The sequence below is a fragment of the Hydrogenophaga pseudoflava NBRC 102511 genome, assembly GCF_001592285.1.
In the GTDB taxonomy this organism is placed as follows: domain Bacteria; phylum Pseudomonadota; class Gammaproteobacteria; order Burkholderiales; family Burkholderiaceae_C; genus Hydrogenophaga; species Hydrogenophaga pseudoflava.
The window spans coordinates 1-15,429 of sequence record NZ_BCWQ01000022.1 but is presented as its reverse complement, the minus strand read 5'-3'; the positions used below and the strand labels follow the sequence as shown (position 1 = coordinate 15,429).

Below are 15,429 nucleotides of genomic sequence, written 5' to 3'. Positions count from 1 at the left end.
AGCCACGAGACCTGGCATTAATGTCTGGACACCGGGATCCGACGGACTGAGGCCTGTCGGTCTCCCGGTTGAGGGTGGCGCCGTTACGAAAGCGGGTCGTAATGCTGAAGGACTTACTCAGCAAGTCCCTCGTTCCCCTTAGCGGCTTCGGTTAGGCTGACTGATCCAGCCCGGTGGCGCCGCCTTGCGACTCCTTGACTTTGCTGTTGCGTGGGCCTCACCAAAGCTGCGGGCTAGGGACACCATCTAACCTTACCTTTGCGAATCCAGAAGTGCGAATGACAGCCGTCTCGGAGCCACACTGAAGGGGCTAGGGATGGGCGACCCTCCTCGTCCAGGAGCAGATCCCAGCGCGGTTCCGCCTCGTTGATCAGTAGCAACTCGATCTTCCTGCCGCAACCGCAAGGACACCGCATCCCTACACACCAATCTTCATCGCCGTCCCGCGCCAGCACGAGGGCCCTGAACGGCAGCCTCGGAGGCAGGCTGTCTCCACTGACCACCTGGAGACGGCGAGCCGGCGCCACGAAGTCGAACAGCCTCAGCAACATCCTCTTGGCCTTCATGCGATTACCTCCGACTTCGGCGCGCGTAGGGCGGGTAGCCCCAGGAGCGGCTCCAAGTCGCCGCGTGCGAACTGCGGGGTGGTCGTCGTTGGGAACGACTCAATCGAGAAGAATTCCTCTTCGTTCGCAGCGAGACTGAACTGCGTTCTGGCGTACGCAGCGTTGGACTCATGGCGAAACGGGTGGGCCCGCGCGATGAACTCCATCACGCATGCGGATGCCGCCCTCATGTTCAACGCAATGACTGCTGGCGCTTCTTCGGTGACGCCGCGTAGATAGCCGGCCTGCATTTCTTCCCTGTGTGCATCCGGTGCCGTGCGCCGCAGGTACTCCGCGCGCAGCGAGGCGGGGTCGTAGACCCCACGATCTTGAAGCGTCGGGCCGCCCGGGTGGACGTAGTCGATTCGCCCGCAGACGTCAGCGATGGCTGATCCTCCCGTCGTCCTTCTGGTTGGAATCGAGACCCCGACGTCGAACAGCGGGATCAAGAAGCTGGCGGCTAAAAGATCTGCGATCTGTCGAGCGTCAAGGGTGTCGACGCACGAGAACATCACGTCGGTTTGGCTGGCGCACAGCACTGCTTCGCGTGTCGAGATGGACGCGTTCACCGGCACGGCGACCCCCTCGCCCCTGTAGCTGGTCACAGCTTCAGCAAACGCGACAACCTTCGATCTCTGAGCCTTGGCGTCCGCCAGCGTCGAGTTGACGATTCGATTCAGGTTGCGCGGTTCGATCTTGTCGAAGTCGATGAGGATCACTTGGCCGAATCCAAGCCGCGCGAGTTGCTCCGCGACGAGCGAGCCCGTCCCAGACACACCGATGACGCAGGCACTGAGGCGACCGAGCTCTTGGGTCGCCTCGCTGGTGAATGCTGTTGGTCGAGGGCTGAACTTCCTGTCGGCCCAGTGCCAGGTGAGGTCATCACCGGCAACCATCACAGACTCGACCGAGATCGGTGACAAGTCCTGCCGGTAAAGACGCGCCAACATGGCGCCATCAGGGGTCATGATCGCTGTGCCGTGTAGACCGCCAAGCGCTTGAAAGAGGCTGGGCACCGTCAACAGATCGCTTCGGTCGTCGTGCCGAGAGAAGCCAAACAGACCACCTGGATGCGAGTGGGTCAGCACCAAAGAGAGGCCATAAGCTTCCGCCAAGTCAATGGCCTCTTCGATCGCCGACCCGGGCCAAACCAAGTAGTCCGAGCGCCGCTCCTTGCAAGCGGAATGCGGCACCAACAACACCTGCTTCACGAGCAGGCGCACTCGTGGACTAGGAGTCCGAGCGCATAGCAAGATGGCGGCAGCCTCAAGACCATCGCCTGGAAAGAGGTGATCTTGCAGTTTCCGGTGGTCTGCATTGGTGATCGTCAGGTTGGTGGACGGGTTCATTGCTGCACCTCTTTGGCCAGCGCCGACTCGACCAGGGCAAGGTGCGTCACGACGTTGTCGGAGTCCGGTCGCCACTGACAGGCATCGGACCGATGGCGTGACCACCGCTGGTAGGACTGGCCACAGATGGCCTCCTGTACCTGCGTGCACTCAATCGTCTGACCACTGTTGAGCGCGAGACCCGGGAAGACATAGAACATGTCGATTTGCGCCCCGGGGTAGGTCGGCGGCACTTCGAGGGCCAAGGTGATCTTCTGTTGGTTGTAGCCCGCGGGAACCGAATATCCAAAGATCAGCAGCCAGCGCCGCTGGTTGTCGAGCACCGTCTCCCACTGGGCAAAGTGCTCGTCGAGGAAGCATTCGTCGACGTCCAGCAACGGGAAGTCACGGCGAAGAGCTTGCGCAGCTTCACCGTTGCTCACGTCTTTTGGGGTCAACCGGATCTTCTCGATGCCGGGCGCCCGCAAGTCAACGACCGAGGTGAGTTCGAGCTCCTGCTTCGGTTGTCCGGCCACCTTGAGGAAAATGTGCCAGCCTTGATTGGTGTCAAAGCCTGCCTGGCGCATCGCATCACTGACAACGATCGTTGGCGTCGGAACCTCGAGGCGGACGCCCTGAATGTTGAGGATCCAGACGGGGGCTCGGCTGTAGAAGGCTTCGACCCCTGCATGGCCGAGATCGACCAAGTCGTGGTCTTCGATGACAACGTCAGCCTTGTCCTGACGCTCCAAGTACAGCAGTTTGTCCGCCTGAACGCCGCCGAGGTGGCGCAGGATGCTCCCGGAGATCCGCTGCACAGGCCAATCGATGCGCTTGCCATCGATCGTCATCCGATACGAGCGGTCGGTGACGACCACAACGAACCGGCCGCCGGGTTGCGGAACGCTCACCACTTCGGTCGGGCGAATGTCTTCCAGTTCGCCGTTGGCCAGCAGGTGGAGAACGGTGACCACCTGGGCATCGCTGTAGCCAGCTGCGCTGGCAATCTGCGCCCCGGTGGGGGTGTGGTCAGCCAGAGGAACGGGCTTGAACACAAGGTCGAGGCCAGCGACCTCGATGAAGTGCCCATCTTGGGCAGGAGGGAAGGTGTTTGCGTTGGGCATGGTTGCCCCTTTCGTAAAGCGAAACGAACGTTTTTCCGTGACTGTTCAGCCACGAAAGACCACAGACATCGCTTGGGAGCCTTGACTGGGGGCTCCGACGCAAACACACTCTCAATCGCCAAACCGAGTCGGGCGTTCGCGTCAGATTCACCCCTAAGGGCAAGCTCTCAAGCTTGCCCTTTCCTATTTGTACGGCAGCATTTGTTGCGCCTCCTTTCTCACTGGCAGGCCAGTTGGTTGTTGAACAAGTCGGAGACCTTGCCAGCAGAGCTGATCAGGTTTGACAGCAAGCGCCAGTTCTCAGTCTCTTTGCGAACTCTCCCGGCAATGATGGCCGGATGAATCTGTAGTTGCCGCGCCAGGTCGACCGCGTCCTCGGTGGAGTGGCTGATCCTGACTGGGGCGTGGACCCAAGCGGCCTCCGGAATCAAGGCCTCTCCGGCCTCTCGATCGGCCTCCAGCTCTTGATCGCTGGTTCGAGTCTTGTCGTCCAGGTTGTCCGCGATGCACGGATCCGACGCAGTTAAATGCCGCTGGACGTGGATGAGTTCGTGCAGCAGGGCGAACCAGAAGTTGTCGATGCGGTCGTGCCGAAGCGTCAGCGCAACGATCGGTGCTTCGCCGTCCAGCATGGCTGCCCCGTCAAGGTAGGTCTTGTCGAAGTGCCGCTCAAAGACCAACGCGATGCCATGGTTGGAGAGGTACTCCTGAGCCAGCAGAGGGCCGGACTCGAAGGTCGACAGCCGAGTCAGGTTGCGGATCCACTCTGACGTGATGACGCCGTGTTGATACGCACCTTTGAGAGCCATGGCGCGTGCCTTTCGCAGCACGCAGGCTTGCCAGACCTTGAACGCGTACTCGTCCATGGTGCGGGCCCCGGTTTGATGAAGCGTCGCACGCATCATGACCGGCTGTCCACCCAGGCCTGACGCACATCGAAAGAAGCCCGTCACCAGTTCTTCTGCGTATTCCTTCAAGGACTGTAGCGGCCGCTTGTTCGGCCCGAAGAGGCCGCGTTCCTGCATCTCGGCCAACGGGAACTTCGTGTAGTCCACCGTCGAGTCAACCGACAGCTCTTGCCCTTCGCCAATCAACACGTCAGCCGGGATGCCCAGGCCTGCGTGCAGCCGCCGGATCATCGCTAGGCTCAATGGACGCTTGCGGCTCAGTACCTCGGAGACCTTGGACATCGAGCCGATGTATGGCACGAGGTCCTTGTGTGCCAGCCGCTGCTGATCCATCCGGAACAGGATGGCGTCGATCGGGTCCGGCGGCGTAGGGGGGAACTTGGTCTGTTCGTACGACTGGATGAGCAGGGCCAACAGCTCCAACTCAGCCTCTTCGGCAGACCCCACTGCGGGATCCATGTCCATCAGCTCAGACAGCCGAGCCACGGCAACGGCGTGATCGCCGTCCGTCTTCAGTACTCGAATCTGCGTGCTCATGTTCTTCTCCTGGTGTCGAGGGTCGTGGGGGCTCACTGGCCGAAGTTCTTCTTGTCGTACTCGGCGTGTGTGCCGCCCCACTCGATGATGACGATGCCGTTCTTAAAACGGACTTTGACAACCAGCCGGTAGCTGTTGCCCTTGATGTTGAAGATGATCCGGTTGTCACCCAAAAAACTTGCTGAGGCGTAGCGGTCCTTGATGTCCTGCGGGGAAGTCCAAACCGCGCCCCCCACTTCCTTGCGCCAGGCATCCAGCGCTCCCCGAGCATCTGCATGGGCCGCCTTCAGCTCCTCCAAGATGGGTATGTTGAGTAGTTGCATAGGCCTCGCTTTGGCCCCCCGGCATGGTTGAATTGTTACTTCCCAAATGGGGAAGTGTCAAGAGTTCCCTTTTTCACGTTGATTGCCTCCTTGTGTTGTTGCAAGAATCACTATTATTGCATCATCGCTTATGCTGCGAACGAAATTGATGTTGGCATCTTAGCATGATCACGCTAAAATGTGCAACATGAATGATGCCGCACTAAAAATGAAGCTGGGTGATCTGGCGCACATCCGTGCCGGACACCCCTTTCGGGGCGCGGTTGAAGCGGTTCCTGAGGGGGCGGTCCCCGTTGTCCAGATGAAGGACATCCTGCCTGGCGAAGGTGTCGACTGGTCGTCAGCGGTCCGTACGGAACTGGCGGGGCGTAAGGAGCCGGACTGGCTGAGCGGTGGCGACCTCCTCTTTGTGTCGAGGGGCAGTCGGTACTTCGCTGTGTGCGTTGATTCGCCCCCGGCGCCTGCGGTCTGCGGGCCTCACCTGTTCCACCTGACGGTCAAGGCTCGCGAGCTGTTGATGCCGGAATTCCTTGCCTGGGTCGTTGGGCAGGGGCCGGTGCAACGTCAGCTCCAGCAGGCAGCCTCTGGATCGCTGCAACTCAGCGTGACCCGGCAAGCGCTCGAGGCCCTCGAGATCCCGCTGCCATCGCTTGCGACGCAACGGGTCGTCACAGATTTGGCTGCCGCGGCTGCGCGTGAGCGCGCCGTTCTGACGGCCCTGATCCAAAACCGCGAGCTTCAGCTTGAAGCGCTCGCCTCCGCCCTGGCCGCCGGGCAACCCATGAATCTCACCTGAGAGCACAGATGACTGAAATTACGAACGTCAGCCAAGACGACATCAACGCCGCCGTCTGGAACGCCTGCGACACCTTCCGTGGAACAGTCGACCCCAGCATCTACAAAGACTTTGTGTTGACGATGTTGTTCTTGAAGTACGTCTCGGACGTCTGGCAAGACCACTACGACGGCTACAAGCAGCAGTACGGTGATCACCCGGAGCTGATCGCCGAGATGCTCAAGAGCGAACGCTTCGTCCTGCCTTCGGACGCGAGCTTCTACGCCCTGCACAACAAGCGGCACAGCCCTGGCAATGGCGAGCGCATCGACAAGGCCCTGCACGCGATCGAAGAAGCCAACATCACCAAGCTGCGCGATGTGTTTCAGGACATCAGCTTCAACTCCAACAAGCTGGGCGACGAGCAGCAGAAGAACGACATCCTCCGCCACCTTCTGGAGGACTTTGCCAAGCCCGAACTCGACCTGCGCCCCAGCCGCGTCGGCCAGCTCGACGTGATCGGCAACGCCTACGAGTTTCTGATCAAGAACTTCGCATCCACCAGCGGCAAGAAGGCGGGCGAGTTCTATACGCCGCCCGAGGTCTCGACCCTGATGGCCCGACTGATGGCGCCGCAAGAGGGCGACGAGATCTGCGACCCGACCTGTGGCTCTGGCTCACTGCTGATGAAGTGCGGACGCCTCGTCCGCGAGAGCACCGGCTCGCGCAAGTACGCACTCTATGGCCAGGAAGCGATCGGCAGCACTTGGGCCCTTGCCAAGATGAACATGTTTCTGCACGGCGAGGACAACCACCGCATCGAGTGGGGTGACACCATCCGCAACCCCAAGCTGCTGGACGGCACGGCAAGCCTGAAGCACTTCGACATCGTCGTTGCCAATCCGCCCTTCAGCCTGGAGAAGTGGGGCTTTGAAGGCGCTGACGCCGACAAGTTCAGCCGCTTCCGCCGCGGCGTGCCACCACGCACCAAGGGCGATTACGCCTTCATCCTGCACATGATCGAGACCATGAAGCCCGGCACCGGCCGCATGGCCGTCGTCGTGCCGCATGGCGTGCTGTTCCGCGGCGCGGCTGAGGGGCGTATTCGCCAGAAGCTGATTGAGGAGAACCTGCTGGATGTGGTGATCGGCCTGCCAGAGAAGCTCTTTTACGGAACAAGCATTCCTGCCGCCGTGCTGGTGTTCCGCAAAAACAAGACCGACGAAAAGGTGCTGTTCATCGATGCCAGCCGTGACTTCGAGGCCGGCAAGAATCAGAACGTGCTGCGCGAAATCGACCTTCAGCGCATTGTGGATACGGTGCACTCGCGACATGGCGTCACCAAATACGCCTACCTCGCCACTAGGGCAGAGATCGCGGAGAACGATTTCAACCTCAACATCCCGCGCTATGTGGACACCTTTGAGGACGAGAACGAGATCGACCTCATGGCCGTCCGTAGGGAGCGCGAGCAGCTTAAGGCCGAGCTTGCCAGCCTAGATGCAAGGATGGCTGAGTACCTGAAGGAGTTGGGCTATGAGTGAAGGTTACGAGCGCTGCTTCTCAAGCAAGAGTCCTTCTTGGCAGATAAATCCCAGCGGACCCGTTACGACGATCAGCTCGTTGAGTAAAACGACGAGGGGTAGAGATGCTTCCTGATGGCTGGACACTCGAGCGTCTTGATTCCATAGCAACTGTCGAGCGAGGGAGATTCTCTGCGCGTCCGCGAAACGACCCGAAGTACTTCGGTGGTGAGACACCGTTTGTTCAAACTGGGGATGTCGCAGGTGCGCAGTTGTACCTGCGTACACACAGCCAGACACTGAATGCATTAGGTCTGACCGTCAGCAAGGTGTTCGAAGAAGGAACGATCCTTCTCACAATTGCTGCAAACATCGGCGCTACGGCGATCACCAGGATACCTACTGCATGCCCGGACAGCGTCGTCGGAATCAGACCGCTGTCAGCGGCAACAGACCTGCTTTGGCTCAAGTACGCGCTTGCGTCCAGAAAGGAAGACCTTGAGGCACAGGCCGGTCAGAACGCCCAGAAAAACATCAACCTCGAGGTGTTGAAACCGCTCCGGATAGCCAAACCGCCCACCAAGGAGCAGAGGCGCATTGGCGATACTTTGTCCACTTGGGACCACGCCATTGGGACTGCTGAGCAACTGGTTTCCGCTGGCCACCGGCAGTTGAAGGCGTTGCAACGGCAGTTGCTCATTAAACCTGTGATGTCCGGCGAGTGGGATCTGAGCGCATTGAGCGAAGTCTCCGAGAGGATTCAGCGGCGTGCGAATGAGGAAGAGGTCCTACCGGTTCTGATGATCTCGTCCGGCAGCGGCTTTGTACGCCAGGACGAGAAGTACAGTCGCTTCATGGCTGGCAAGAGCGTTGAGAACTACATCGCTCTCGATCGTGGCGAGTTTGCCTACAACAAGGGCAACTCCAAGCTGTACGAATTCGGCTGTGTATTCGCCCTAAGGGGCTACGAGCGCGGCCTGGTGCCCAATGTCTATGTCTGCTTCAAACTGCTGCCCAGCCTGAACGCGACCTTCTACGAGCACCTGTTTCGCGCTGACTACTTGCACGACCAACTCGGGGCAATCGTCAACACAGGAGTACGGAACAACGGACTGCTGAACATTCGACCGGCAGACTTCCTTGCCTGCCGGGTTCCAGTGCCACCGATGGCGGCTCAGAACCGAATTGCCGCGGTGCTGACAACAGCTGCGAGGTACGTTGAATTGCGTGAGCGCGATCTCGATCTCCTCAAACGCGAGAAAGCTGCTCTGATGTCCCAGCTCCTGGCCGGTAAGCGCCGCGTCAAGGTACCCGCTGCCGAGACGGAAGCCCAAGCATGAACACCACGCCCAACTCCCGCGAGCGGTACAGCGCCCACCTGCCAGCGCTGCACCTGCTATGCAATCTGGGCTGGAACTTCCAGACGACGGCGCAGGCGCTGAGCCTGCGCGGCAGCACGCGTGAAGTGTTGCTCAAGGGGCGGCTGATCGAGGTGCTGCAGACCCGCCGCTACGAATACAAGGGCGAGTGGTACCCGCTATCGCCCAGTGGCATCGAGCAGATCGTGCGGGAGTTGTCGGCGCTCAGCTTGGCGGAAGGCCTCATGCCGGCCAACGAGCGGCTTTACGGCAAGCTGGCATTGGGCATCACGGTTACGGAGTTCATGCCGGATGGCAAGAAGCACCAGCCCACCATTGCGGTGATCGACTGGAGGGATGCTTCTGCGAACCGCTGGGACGTGACCGAGGAACTGGAGGTGTTGTCTGCGCAAGGCACACACCACCGGACTCCAGACGCGGTGGCTTACGTGAACGGCATCCCGTTGGTGGTGATCGAGTCCAAGCGTCCGGAGTCGGGGGGCGGCAGCTACCCCTCTAAGGCCATGGTGCAAGAAGGCATCAGCCAGCATCTGCGCAACCAGCGGCCAGACGAGATCCCCAATCTGTTCGCTTACGCCCAACTGCTGCTGTCCATCAGCCAGACCGAGGGGCGCTACGGCACCACCCACACCGCCGCCAAGTTCTGGGCCAAATGGCGAGAGGAAGAGTTCGACGACGCTCACCTGCTGGCCGTCAAGAACGCGCCTTTGCCTCCGGACGTCCGTGCCGCGTTGTTTGAAGGCAAGCCTGCATCGCTCGCCACCTACTTCGACACGCTCTGGAGCGCGCCGATGCAGGCCACTGAGCAAGATCGGTTGCTGGTCAGCCTGCTAACGCCGTCCCGCCTGTTGGAGTTCCTGCGCGGCTACGTGCTCTTCGACCGCAAGGTCGGCAAGATCGTCGCTCGCTACCAGCAGTTCTTCGGTATCCGCGCACTGCTGTCGCGCATCAGCCAGAAGAAGCCTGATTCGCAGGGCGGTGGCCGCGAGGGTGGTGTTGTCTGGCACACCACGGGCTCCGGCAAGAGCTTCACCATGGTGTTCTTGACCAAGGCCCTGCTGCTGGTCGAAAGCCTCAAGGAATGCCGCATCGTGGTGGTCACCGATCGCGTGGATCTTGAAACCCAGCTCTCGCGCAATTTCATGACGGGCGGGGCCTTCGGGTCGAGCATCGCCACGCAGAAGGATGGTGAGCGCAGCCGCACCCTGTCCGGTCGTGACCTGGCCCAGCGCATCGGCAAAGGGACCGAGCGGATCACCTTCACGCTTGTCCACAAATTCAACACGGCGTCCAAGTTGCCTGAGTGCCGCAATGACTCGGCGGACATGATCGTGCTGGTCGACGAAGGCCACCGGAGCCATGGCGGCGAGACCCATGAGCGGATGAAGAAGGCATTGCCGAAGGCTGCTTACATCGCCTTCACGGGAACGCCGCTACTCAAGGACGAGAAGACTTCCAACAAGTTCGGCCCCATCGTCCACGCCTACACCATGCAACGCGCGGTGGAGGACGAAACCGTGGCTCCACTGCTCTACGAAGAGCGCGTGCCGGAACTGGACATCAACGAAGAGGCCGTCAACCGCTGGTTCGACAAGATCACCAGCAACCTCAGCGATGCGCAGCGCAGTGATCTGAAGCGCAAGTTCGCAAAGAAGGGCGCTATCTATGGGGCGGCCAACCGCATCGAGCTGATCGCCTGGGACATCGCGACCCACTTCAACGAGAACATCAAGAAGCTGGGCCTAGGTCTGAAGGCCCAAGTCGCAACCGACAGCAAGCTGGATGCGATTCGCTACAAGAAGGCGTTGGACGAGACAGGCCTGGTGACGAGCGCGATCGTGATCTCGGCACCCGACACCCGCGAGGGCAACTCGGAAGTCGACGAGGACACGCTGCCTGAAGTCCAGAAGTGGTGGAAGCAGGCCATGGCCACCTGCGGCAACGACCCTGAAGCCTACGAGAAGCAGGTGATCGGTGACTTTGGCACTGACGGAGCGCCAGACCTGCTGATCGTCGTGGACAAGCTGCTGACGGGCTTCGATGAACCACGCAACACGGTGCTGTACATCGACAAGCCGCTCAAGGGGCACAACCTGATCCAGGCGGTCGCGCGGGTGAACCGCTTGCACGATGCCAAGCGCTATGGCGTGCTGGTGGACTATCGCGGCATCCTGAAGGAACTGGACACTGCCATTCGCGCCTATCAAGACTTGGAGTCGCGGACGCAAGGTGGGTTCGATGTTCAGGACCTCGAAGGGCTGTACCACCAGTTCAGCACCGAGTACAAGCGCCTGCCGGCGCTTCACGAGCAGCTGTGGTCCTTCTTCAGGTCGGTCACCAACAAGCTGGACCGCGAGCAGTATCGGCAGGTGCTCGCCCCTCGCTTCGTGAAGGACGCCGACGGCACCGAGTACGACGAGCGGCAGAAGCTGCGCGACGACTTCTACGATGCGCTCACCGCTTTCGGCCTGTGCCTTCAGACGGCACTGTCTTCGCGGAGCTTCTTCGAGGACAAGAGCTTTGCAGAGGAACTGATTACACGGTACAAGAGTGATCTGCGCTTCTTCACAGAACTGCGCCAAACGGCTCGCCGAGATGCCATGGAGACGGTGGACTACAGCGTCTACGAAGAGCAGATCCGCAAGCTGGTCGACAAGCAGGTCATCGGTACCGAGGTGCGCGACCCCGAGGGCGTCTATCTGGTGCATCAGTTAGGCCAGGCCGAGAAGCCTGAGGACTGGTCGGAAGAGAAGACCCGCAATGAGACGGACATGATCCGGACCCGGCTGCGGAAGACCATCGAGCAAGAACTCGCTGAGGATCCGTACGCACAGAAGGTGTTCGGTGAGTTGCTGCGCCAGGCGATTGCCGAGGCGGAGGCAATGTTCGACCACCCGCTGAAACAGTACGCCTTGTTCAAGTCTTTCGAGGAACAGGTGGCGTCGCGGGCGACGCCCGGTACGCCGGATGAGCTGGCAGCCAACCCACATGCCAAGGCCTACTTTGGTGCCATCCGCTTGGTGCTGGGTGAAGACAGCTTTGCCGCTCTGGAATCCCAGGCCCTTGAGCGCTTGGTGCAGCAGTCCCTGGCCATCGACACCGTGGTCAAGGATGCAGTCGCTGAGAACTCACTCAACCCCCAGAACATCGAGGCAGCGATTCGCAAGGGGCTGCTGCCACTGCTCTTTGGCAGCCTGGGGCTGGACAACGCCAAGCAGGTGGTGGAACAAGTCATCCAGATCACCCGCATCGGCCTCAGCAAGGCTTGACCATGGAGACGTTGGGTTTCGATGGTCAGCACCGAGTGGCGTACGGTGATGAGCAGATTGCTTTCACGTTGCGGCGGCAAACCACACGCGTTGTTCCGCGGGTAGCGATCCACGTTGAGCCAGATGGCCGCGTGCAGGTCGACGCGCCACCGTCAACCCCGTTAGCCGACGTCCTGGCGGCGGTCCGCAAGCGCTCGCGCTGGATCAGTCAGCATGTCGCTGCTGCCAAGGCGCGGATGGTGCATGTGCTGCCGCGCGAGTACGTGAGCGGAGAGTCCATCCACTACCTTGGCAAGCGATATCGGCTCAAGGTTGTGGTTGAGCCGGCGAGCGCTGCCGAGGCAAAGTTGCGTGGAGCGTTTGTGGTGGTGAATGTGCCTTGCCACGACGTCGATCAGATCCGCGCGTGTATCGACACTTGGTATCGCGAACGGGCTCGGGAAGTTTTCGCGATACGCCTCAACGTTATTTCCGAGCCGTTGAGGTGGGTTCGCGAGGTGCCGTCGTTTCGCTTGCAGTTCATGACCCGCCAATGGGGCAGCTGCTCCCCATCGGGTCGACTGACACTCAATCCGCGGCTGGTGGCTGCGCAGCGTGAGGCCATTGACTATGTGCTGCTTCACGAGATGTGCCACCTGAAGCATTACAACCATAGCAGCGCCTTCTACCGAACCTTGACGCTGTACATGCCGGACTGGGAGCGCGTCAAAGCGCGCCTAGATGACCAAGCGGACATCTTCCTTCGGTAAGAACCGTCTTCTTGGTTTAGGCGTAGCGAGCGCAGGTGGCTGCGGTCTTTAAACGTTTGCGGCATAGCTCAGTGCGCCGTCCGCCGAACTAGCATGCACCTACAGGTCCAGGCATGACAGCAGCCGAAGGAGTGGACGTCACCAATCCACCCAGCGAGGACCAATGTCAAGGCGAAGGGTGGCGCTGTGAACTAGTGCGGAGACACATCAGGTCATCGCTGCAGGGACTGACCTGCTCTGCTCATGGCGATCCGCCAACACCCCCCGGATTGACAGCTCTTCTGAAATTACGGCAAAACAGAGACTTTTACATTATGAAACTTCGTGCGAGTCTCAGTTCTTGTGTTCACATTTCTATAGCAATAGGAAAAGCGCAGCCGCAGCAATCAAAAGATCGCATCAAACGCACCAATGATTAAATGTAAAAATGCTGAAATGACGAAATTTGCAAATACTCAACTTTTTGCCTCCAAGCTCCGTACCTCACTGATCTATAACGACTTTTTTATATTTACACGACCGAGAGTTCGGTCCAGAATTTCGGGTCATGAGCCCGTTCTCTGAGTCCCTGCATTCCATCCGAGTTAGGCATGGCCTTCGCCAAGTCGAATTAGCAAAGCTCGTCGGCTACGAGCAAAGTTACATATCCGCGCTCGAAGTTGGACTGAAGGGACCGCCCACCGATGAGTTCGTGGAGCGCCTGACAGCGGCAATCCCGCTGACCAAGGAAGAACAGGAAGCCTTGCGCGCCGCAGCCCAGGAGTCACACCGCAAGCTTGTGATCGAGCCGGATGCCCCCGCCGACATCTACCGGCTCCTCAGCGATCTACGCGGCGAGATTGAGCACCTCACGCCCGCGCAAGTGCGAATGATCCGAGAGGTGCTGGCGTTGCGCGGCACCATGCACGAATCCCGCGAACCAGCGCGCCGACTGAAGCGCCGAACCAGCATGGAGGCGCCCATGTAGAAAACGGGACAAACCTTGCGGCTTGCCCCGTTGGGTGAAGCATCTGTCGATACCTCGGATGACACCTTCAGTATCGCGGACGCATTTCCCAGCGTCAAGACCGCTCCCCTCCCCAAACCACTGTTTTCATCGGCTGAGATAGCCCGATGCGGGCGTAGCTACGCCCAAAAACAGTCATATCCAACTGTCATTGCCATGGCGGAGGGCGCGGTGCTGCCCGCTCCATGGCCAGGAGAACACCCATGACCACAAACCTGTGGAGCGGTCATTGGAACGGGCGAACGCCCGTGGGCGACAACCACCGTCGCGCGCGGCAGGTGATCAGCCCTTCCGGCGGGATCATGCGGGGCAAGTTTCCCAGCAGAAAAAACGGGCGCCTGGTGCACCACGAGGGTCTGCTCGAACTTGACGCCATCTACCTTCTGGAAGCCTCACCTCAAGTGGTCAGGTATCGGGAGCAGCCGACCACCATCACCTTCCCCGATGGGGGTCGTGTGCGCAGATATACCCCCGATCTGGAAGTGACTCTGCAATGCGGCACAAGCATCTGGGTCGAAGTGAAGCCTGCCGTTTTTCTTGCGAGGGAAGACATTCGGCACAAGCTGCAATGCGTGGCCGCGCACCTCAAACGCAGCGGCCAGGCCTTCGTCGTCCTGACCGATGAAGTGCTGCGGCAAGAACCCAGACAGACCAACGTGCGAGCGATTTGCCACCAGGCGATGCGCGTTCGCCTGACCAGCGCGTTTGCACAGTCTGCCTTGCACCGATGCGCGATGGACCTTCCCGCGAGCCTGGCCCGGGCTACCCAGGTATTGGCAGCACACGGCGCTGATCCCTACAGCTTGCTCATGGCCGGGCTGCTGCGTTGCCGCCTTGATGCACCCCTTTCGCCCGAGACCCTATTGACTCACACAACGGAGGCAGACGATGGCTGGTTTTGGCTTGCGCAAGAACATGGTTTTTGAGTGGCAAGGCGGGACCTTTCGGATCGACAGGTTGCAGCCCAACGGCGAAGTACTTCTGGAAACCATCCCCGATGGCTCCCTATCCCTTGTGCAGCGACAGCAGTTGCTGGATGACTTTGCACAAGGGTTGATCTCTGCCTCGACTACCGAGGAACGGTCCCCCAAGTCGATACCGACCTACTCCAGACCACTGGACCAACTCCCTGCGGAGGTGCAAAAGGAGGCCAAACGCCGCCGCAGCTACCTGGAGGCCATCTGCGCCGAGGGCAAGCCGGTGTTCACGCCCGACTACCTGGTGCCGATCATTGAGCAAGTCGCGGAAAGGATCAGCGACGCAAAGCCTCCCAGCGTGATCACGATCTACCGTTGGCACAAGCGATTCATGGCGGCGAAAGATTCGCGAGCTCTCGTTCCCAGGTTCGATCTGCGTGGCAGCAAGAGGCCACGCCAAGGCACAAGGGTGCATGAGCTGTTGTCAGAGGCAACAGCAGAGGCATACAACACCTCGCCCTTGGCAACGGTAAAGAACATCTATTCGCGCTTGCTGGCAAAGATCGAGATCGAGAACCGGCAGTCGCTGTCAGCCACACCGTGCGTTCCACCCTGCGAACGAACCGCGTATCGGATGTTGGCCAGAGCCGACCTCTATGAGATGACCGTGCTCAAGGAGGGCAAGGCCAGTGCGGATCGGCGCTTTCGGGTCGGCAAGGCAGGCGTCAAGACCACGCGCATCCTGGAGCGGATCGAGATCGATCACACGCCTATGGACCTGTTTCTCGTCGACGAGCGCACCTGGTTGCCCTTAGGGAGACCTACTCTGACCATGGCGCTTGATTCCTTCAGTCGAATGCCATGGGGGTACTACTTGAGCTTCGGAGGCCCCTCTGCAGCGGCTGTAATTGGGGCGCTGAGACACGGCATCCTGCCGAAGGAGCCAACGGAAATCGCCATCAAGGACCTTGCAGTGGAACACCGCT

13 protein-coding genes are annotated in these 15,429 nt (G+C 60.1%); 8 read left to right on the top strand and 5 right to left on the bottom strand.

The features are described from left to right. Window positions 1–233 precede the first annotated feature (233 nt). The 5 genes from HPS01S_RS22505 to HPS01S_RS20510 form a co-directional block, all read right to left on the bottom strand. Complete coding sequence (locus HPS01S_RS22505) at window positions 234–551, bottom strand: ubiquitination-like system serine protease family protein (RefSeq protein ID WP_255284270.1); 318 nt, start codon at window positions 549–551, stop codon at window positions 234–236. A gap of 11 nt (window positions 552–562) precedes the next feature. Continuing rightward, the gene (locus HPS01S_RS20525) at window positions 563–1,954 is read right to left on the bottom strand and encodes a ThiF family adenylyltransferase (protein ID WP_066160722.1); all 1,392 of its coding nucleotides are present in this window, start codon (window positions 1,952–1,954) and stop codon (window positions 563–565) included. Then, window positions 1,951–3,057 carry a multiubiquitin domain-containing protein gene (locus HPS01S_RS20520; RefSeq protein WP_066160719.1) on the bottom strand — a complete coding sequence of 369 codons (1,107 nt, stop codon included), beginning with the start codon at window positions 3,055–3,057 and terminating at the stop codon, window positions 1,951–1,953. The genes HPS01S_RS20525 and HPS01S_RS20520 overlap by 4 nt, the downstream gene beginning before the upstream one ends. Window positions 3,058–3,275: 218 nt before the next feature. Then, on the bottom strand, window positions 3,276–4,502 hold the full coding sequence (locus HPS01S_RS20515; protein ID WP_066160716.1) for a transcriptional regulator: 1,227 nt from the start codon (window positions 4,500–4,502) through the stop codon (window positions 3,276–3,278). A 32-nt stretch (window positions 4,503–4,534) separates the two neighbouring features. Beyond that, window positions 4,535–4,825 carry a type II toxin-antitoxin system HigB family toxin gene (locus tag HPS01S_RS20510; RefSeq protein ID WP_066160713.1) on the bottom strand — a complete coding sequence of 97 codons (291 nt, stop codon included), beginning with the start codon at window positions 4,823–4,825 and terminating at the stop codon, window positions 4,535–4,537. Between the two features lie 187 nt (window positions 4,826–5,012). Here HPS01S_RS20510 and HPS01S_RS20505 point away from each other — a divergent pair, with 187 nt between their 5' ends. The 8 genes from HPS01S_RS20505 to HPS01S_RS20470 all read left to right on the top strand — a co-directional run. Continuing rightward, window positions 5,013–5,621 carry a restriction endonuclease subunit S gene (locus HPS01S_RS20505; protein WP_066160796.1) on the top strand — a complete coding sequence of 203 codons (609 nt, stop codon included), beginning with the start codon at window positions 5,013–5,015 and terminating at the stop codon, window positions 5,619–5,621. Window positions 5,622–5,629: 8 nt separating this feature from the next. Continuing rightward, window positions 5,630–7,144 (top strand): type I restriction-modification system subunit M, encoded by a 1,515-nt coding sequence (locus HPS01S_RS20500; RefSeq protein ID WP_066160710.1) that lies wholly within the window; start codon window positions 5,630–5,632, stop codon window positions 7,142–7,144. Between the two features lie 104 nt (window positions 7,145–7,248). Beyond that, on the top strand, window positions 7,249–8,463 hold the full coding sequence (locus HPS01S_RS20495) for a restriction endonuclease subunit S (protein WP_084397595.1): 1,215 nt from the start codon (window positions 7,249–7,251) through the stop codon (window positions 8,461–8,463). Further along, complete coding sequence (locus HPS01S_RS20490) at window positions 8,460–11,771, top strand: type I restriction endonuclease subunit R (protein ID WP_066160708.1); 3,312 nt, start codon at window positions 8,460–8,462, stop codon at window positions 11,769–11,771. Before HPS01S_RS20495 ends, HPS01S_RS20490 begins: the two co-directional genes overlap by 4 nt. A 2-nt stretch (window positions 11,772–11,773) precedes the next feature. Continuing rightward, window positions 11,774–12,520, top strand: a complete 747-nt coding sequence (locus HPS01S_RS20485; protein ID WP_066160705.1) for a M48 family metallopeptidase — start codon at window positions 11,774–11,776, stop codon at window positions 12,518–12,520. 547 nt (window positions 12,521–13,067) lie between these two features. Beyond that, window positions 13,068–13,487, top strand: a complete 420-nt coding sequence (locus HPS01S_RS20480) for a helix-turn-helix domain-containing protein (RefSeq protein ID WP_066160703.1) — start codon at window positions 13,068–13,070, stop codon at window positions 13,485–13,487. A 242-nt stretch (window positions 13,488–13,729) separates the two neighbouring features. After that, the gene (locus tag HPS01S_RS20475) at window positions 13,730–14,452 is read left to right on the top strand and encodes a TnsA endonuclease N-terminal domain-containing protein (RefSeq protein WP_066160700.1); all 723 of its coding nucleotides are present in this window, start codon (window positions 13,730–13,732) and stop codon (window positions 14,450–14,452) included. Continuing rightward, a partial coding sequence (locus tag HPS01S_RS20470; protein ID WP_218016614.1) for a TnsB C-terminal domain-containing protein occupies window positions 14,415–15,429 on the top strand: 1,015 nt, incomplete at its 3' end. The genes HPS01S_RS20475 and HPS01S_RS20470, both read left to right, overlap by 38 nt.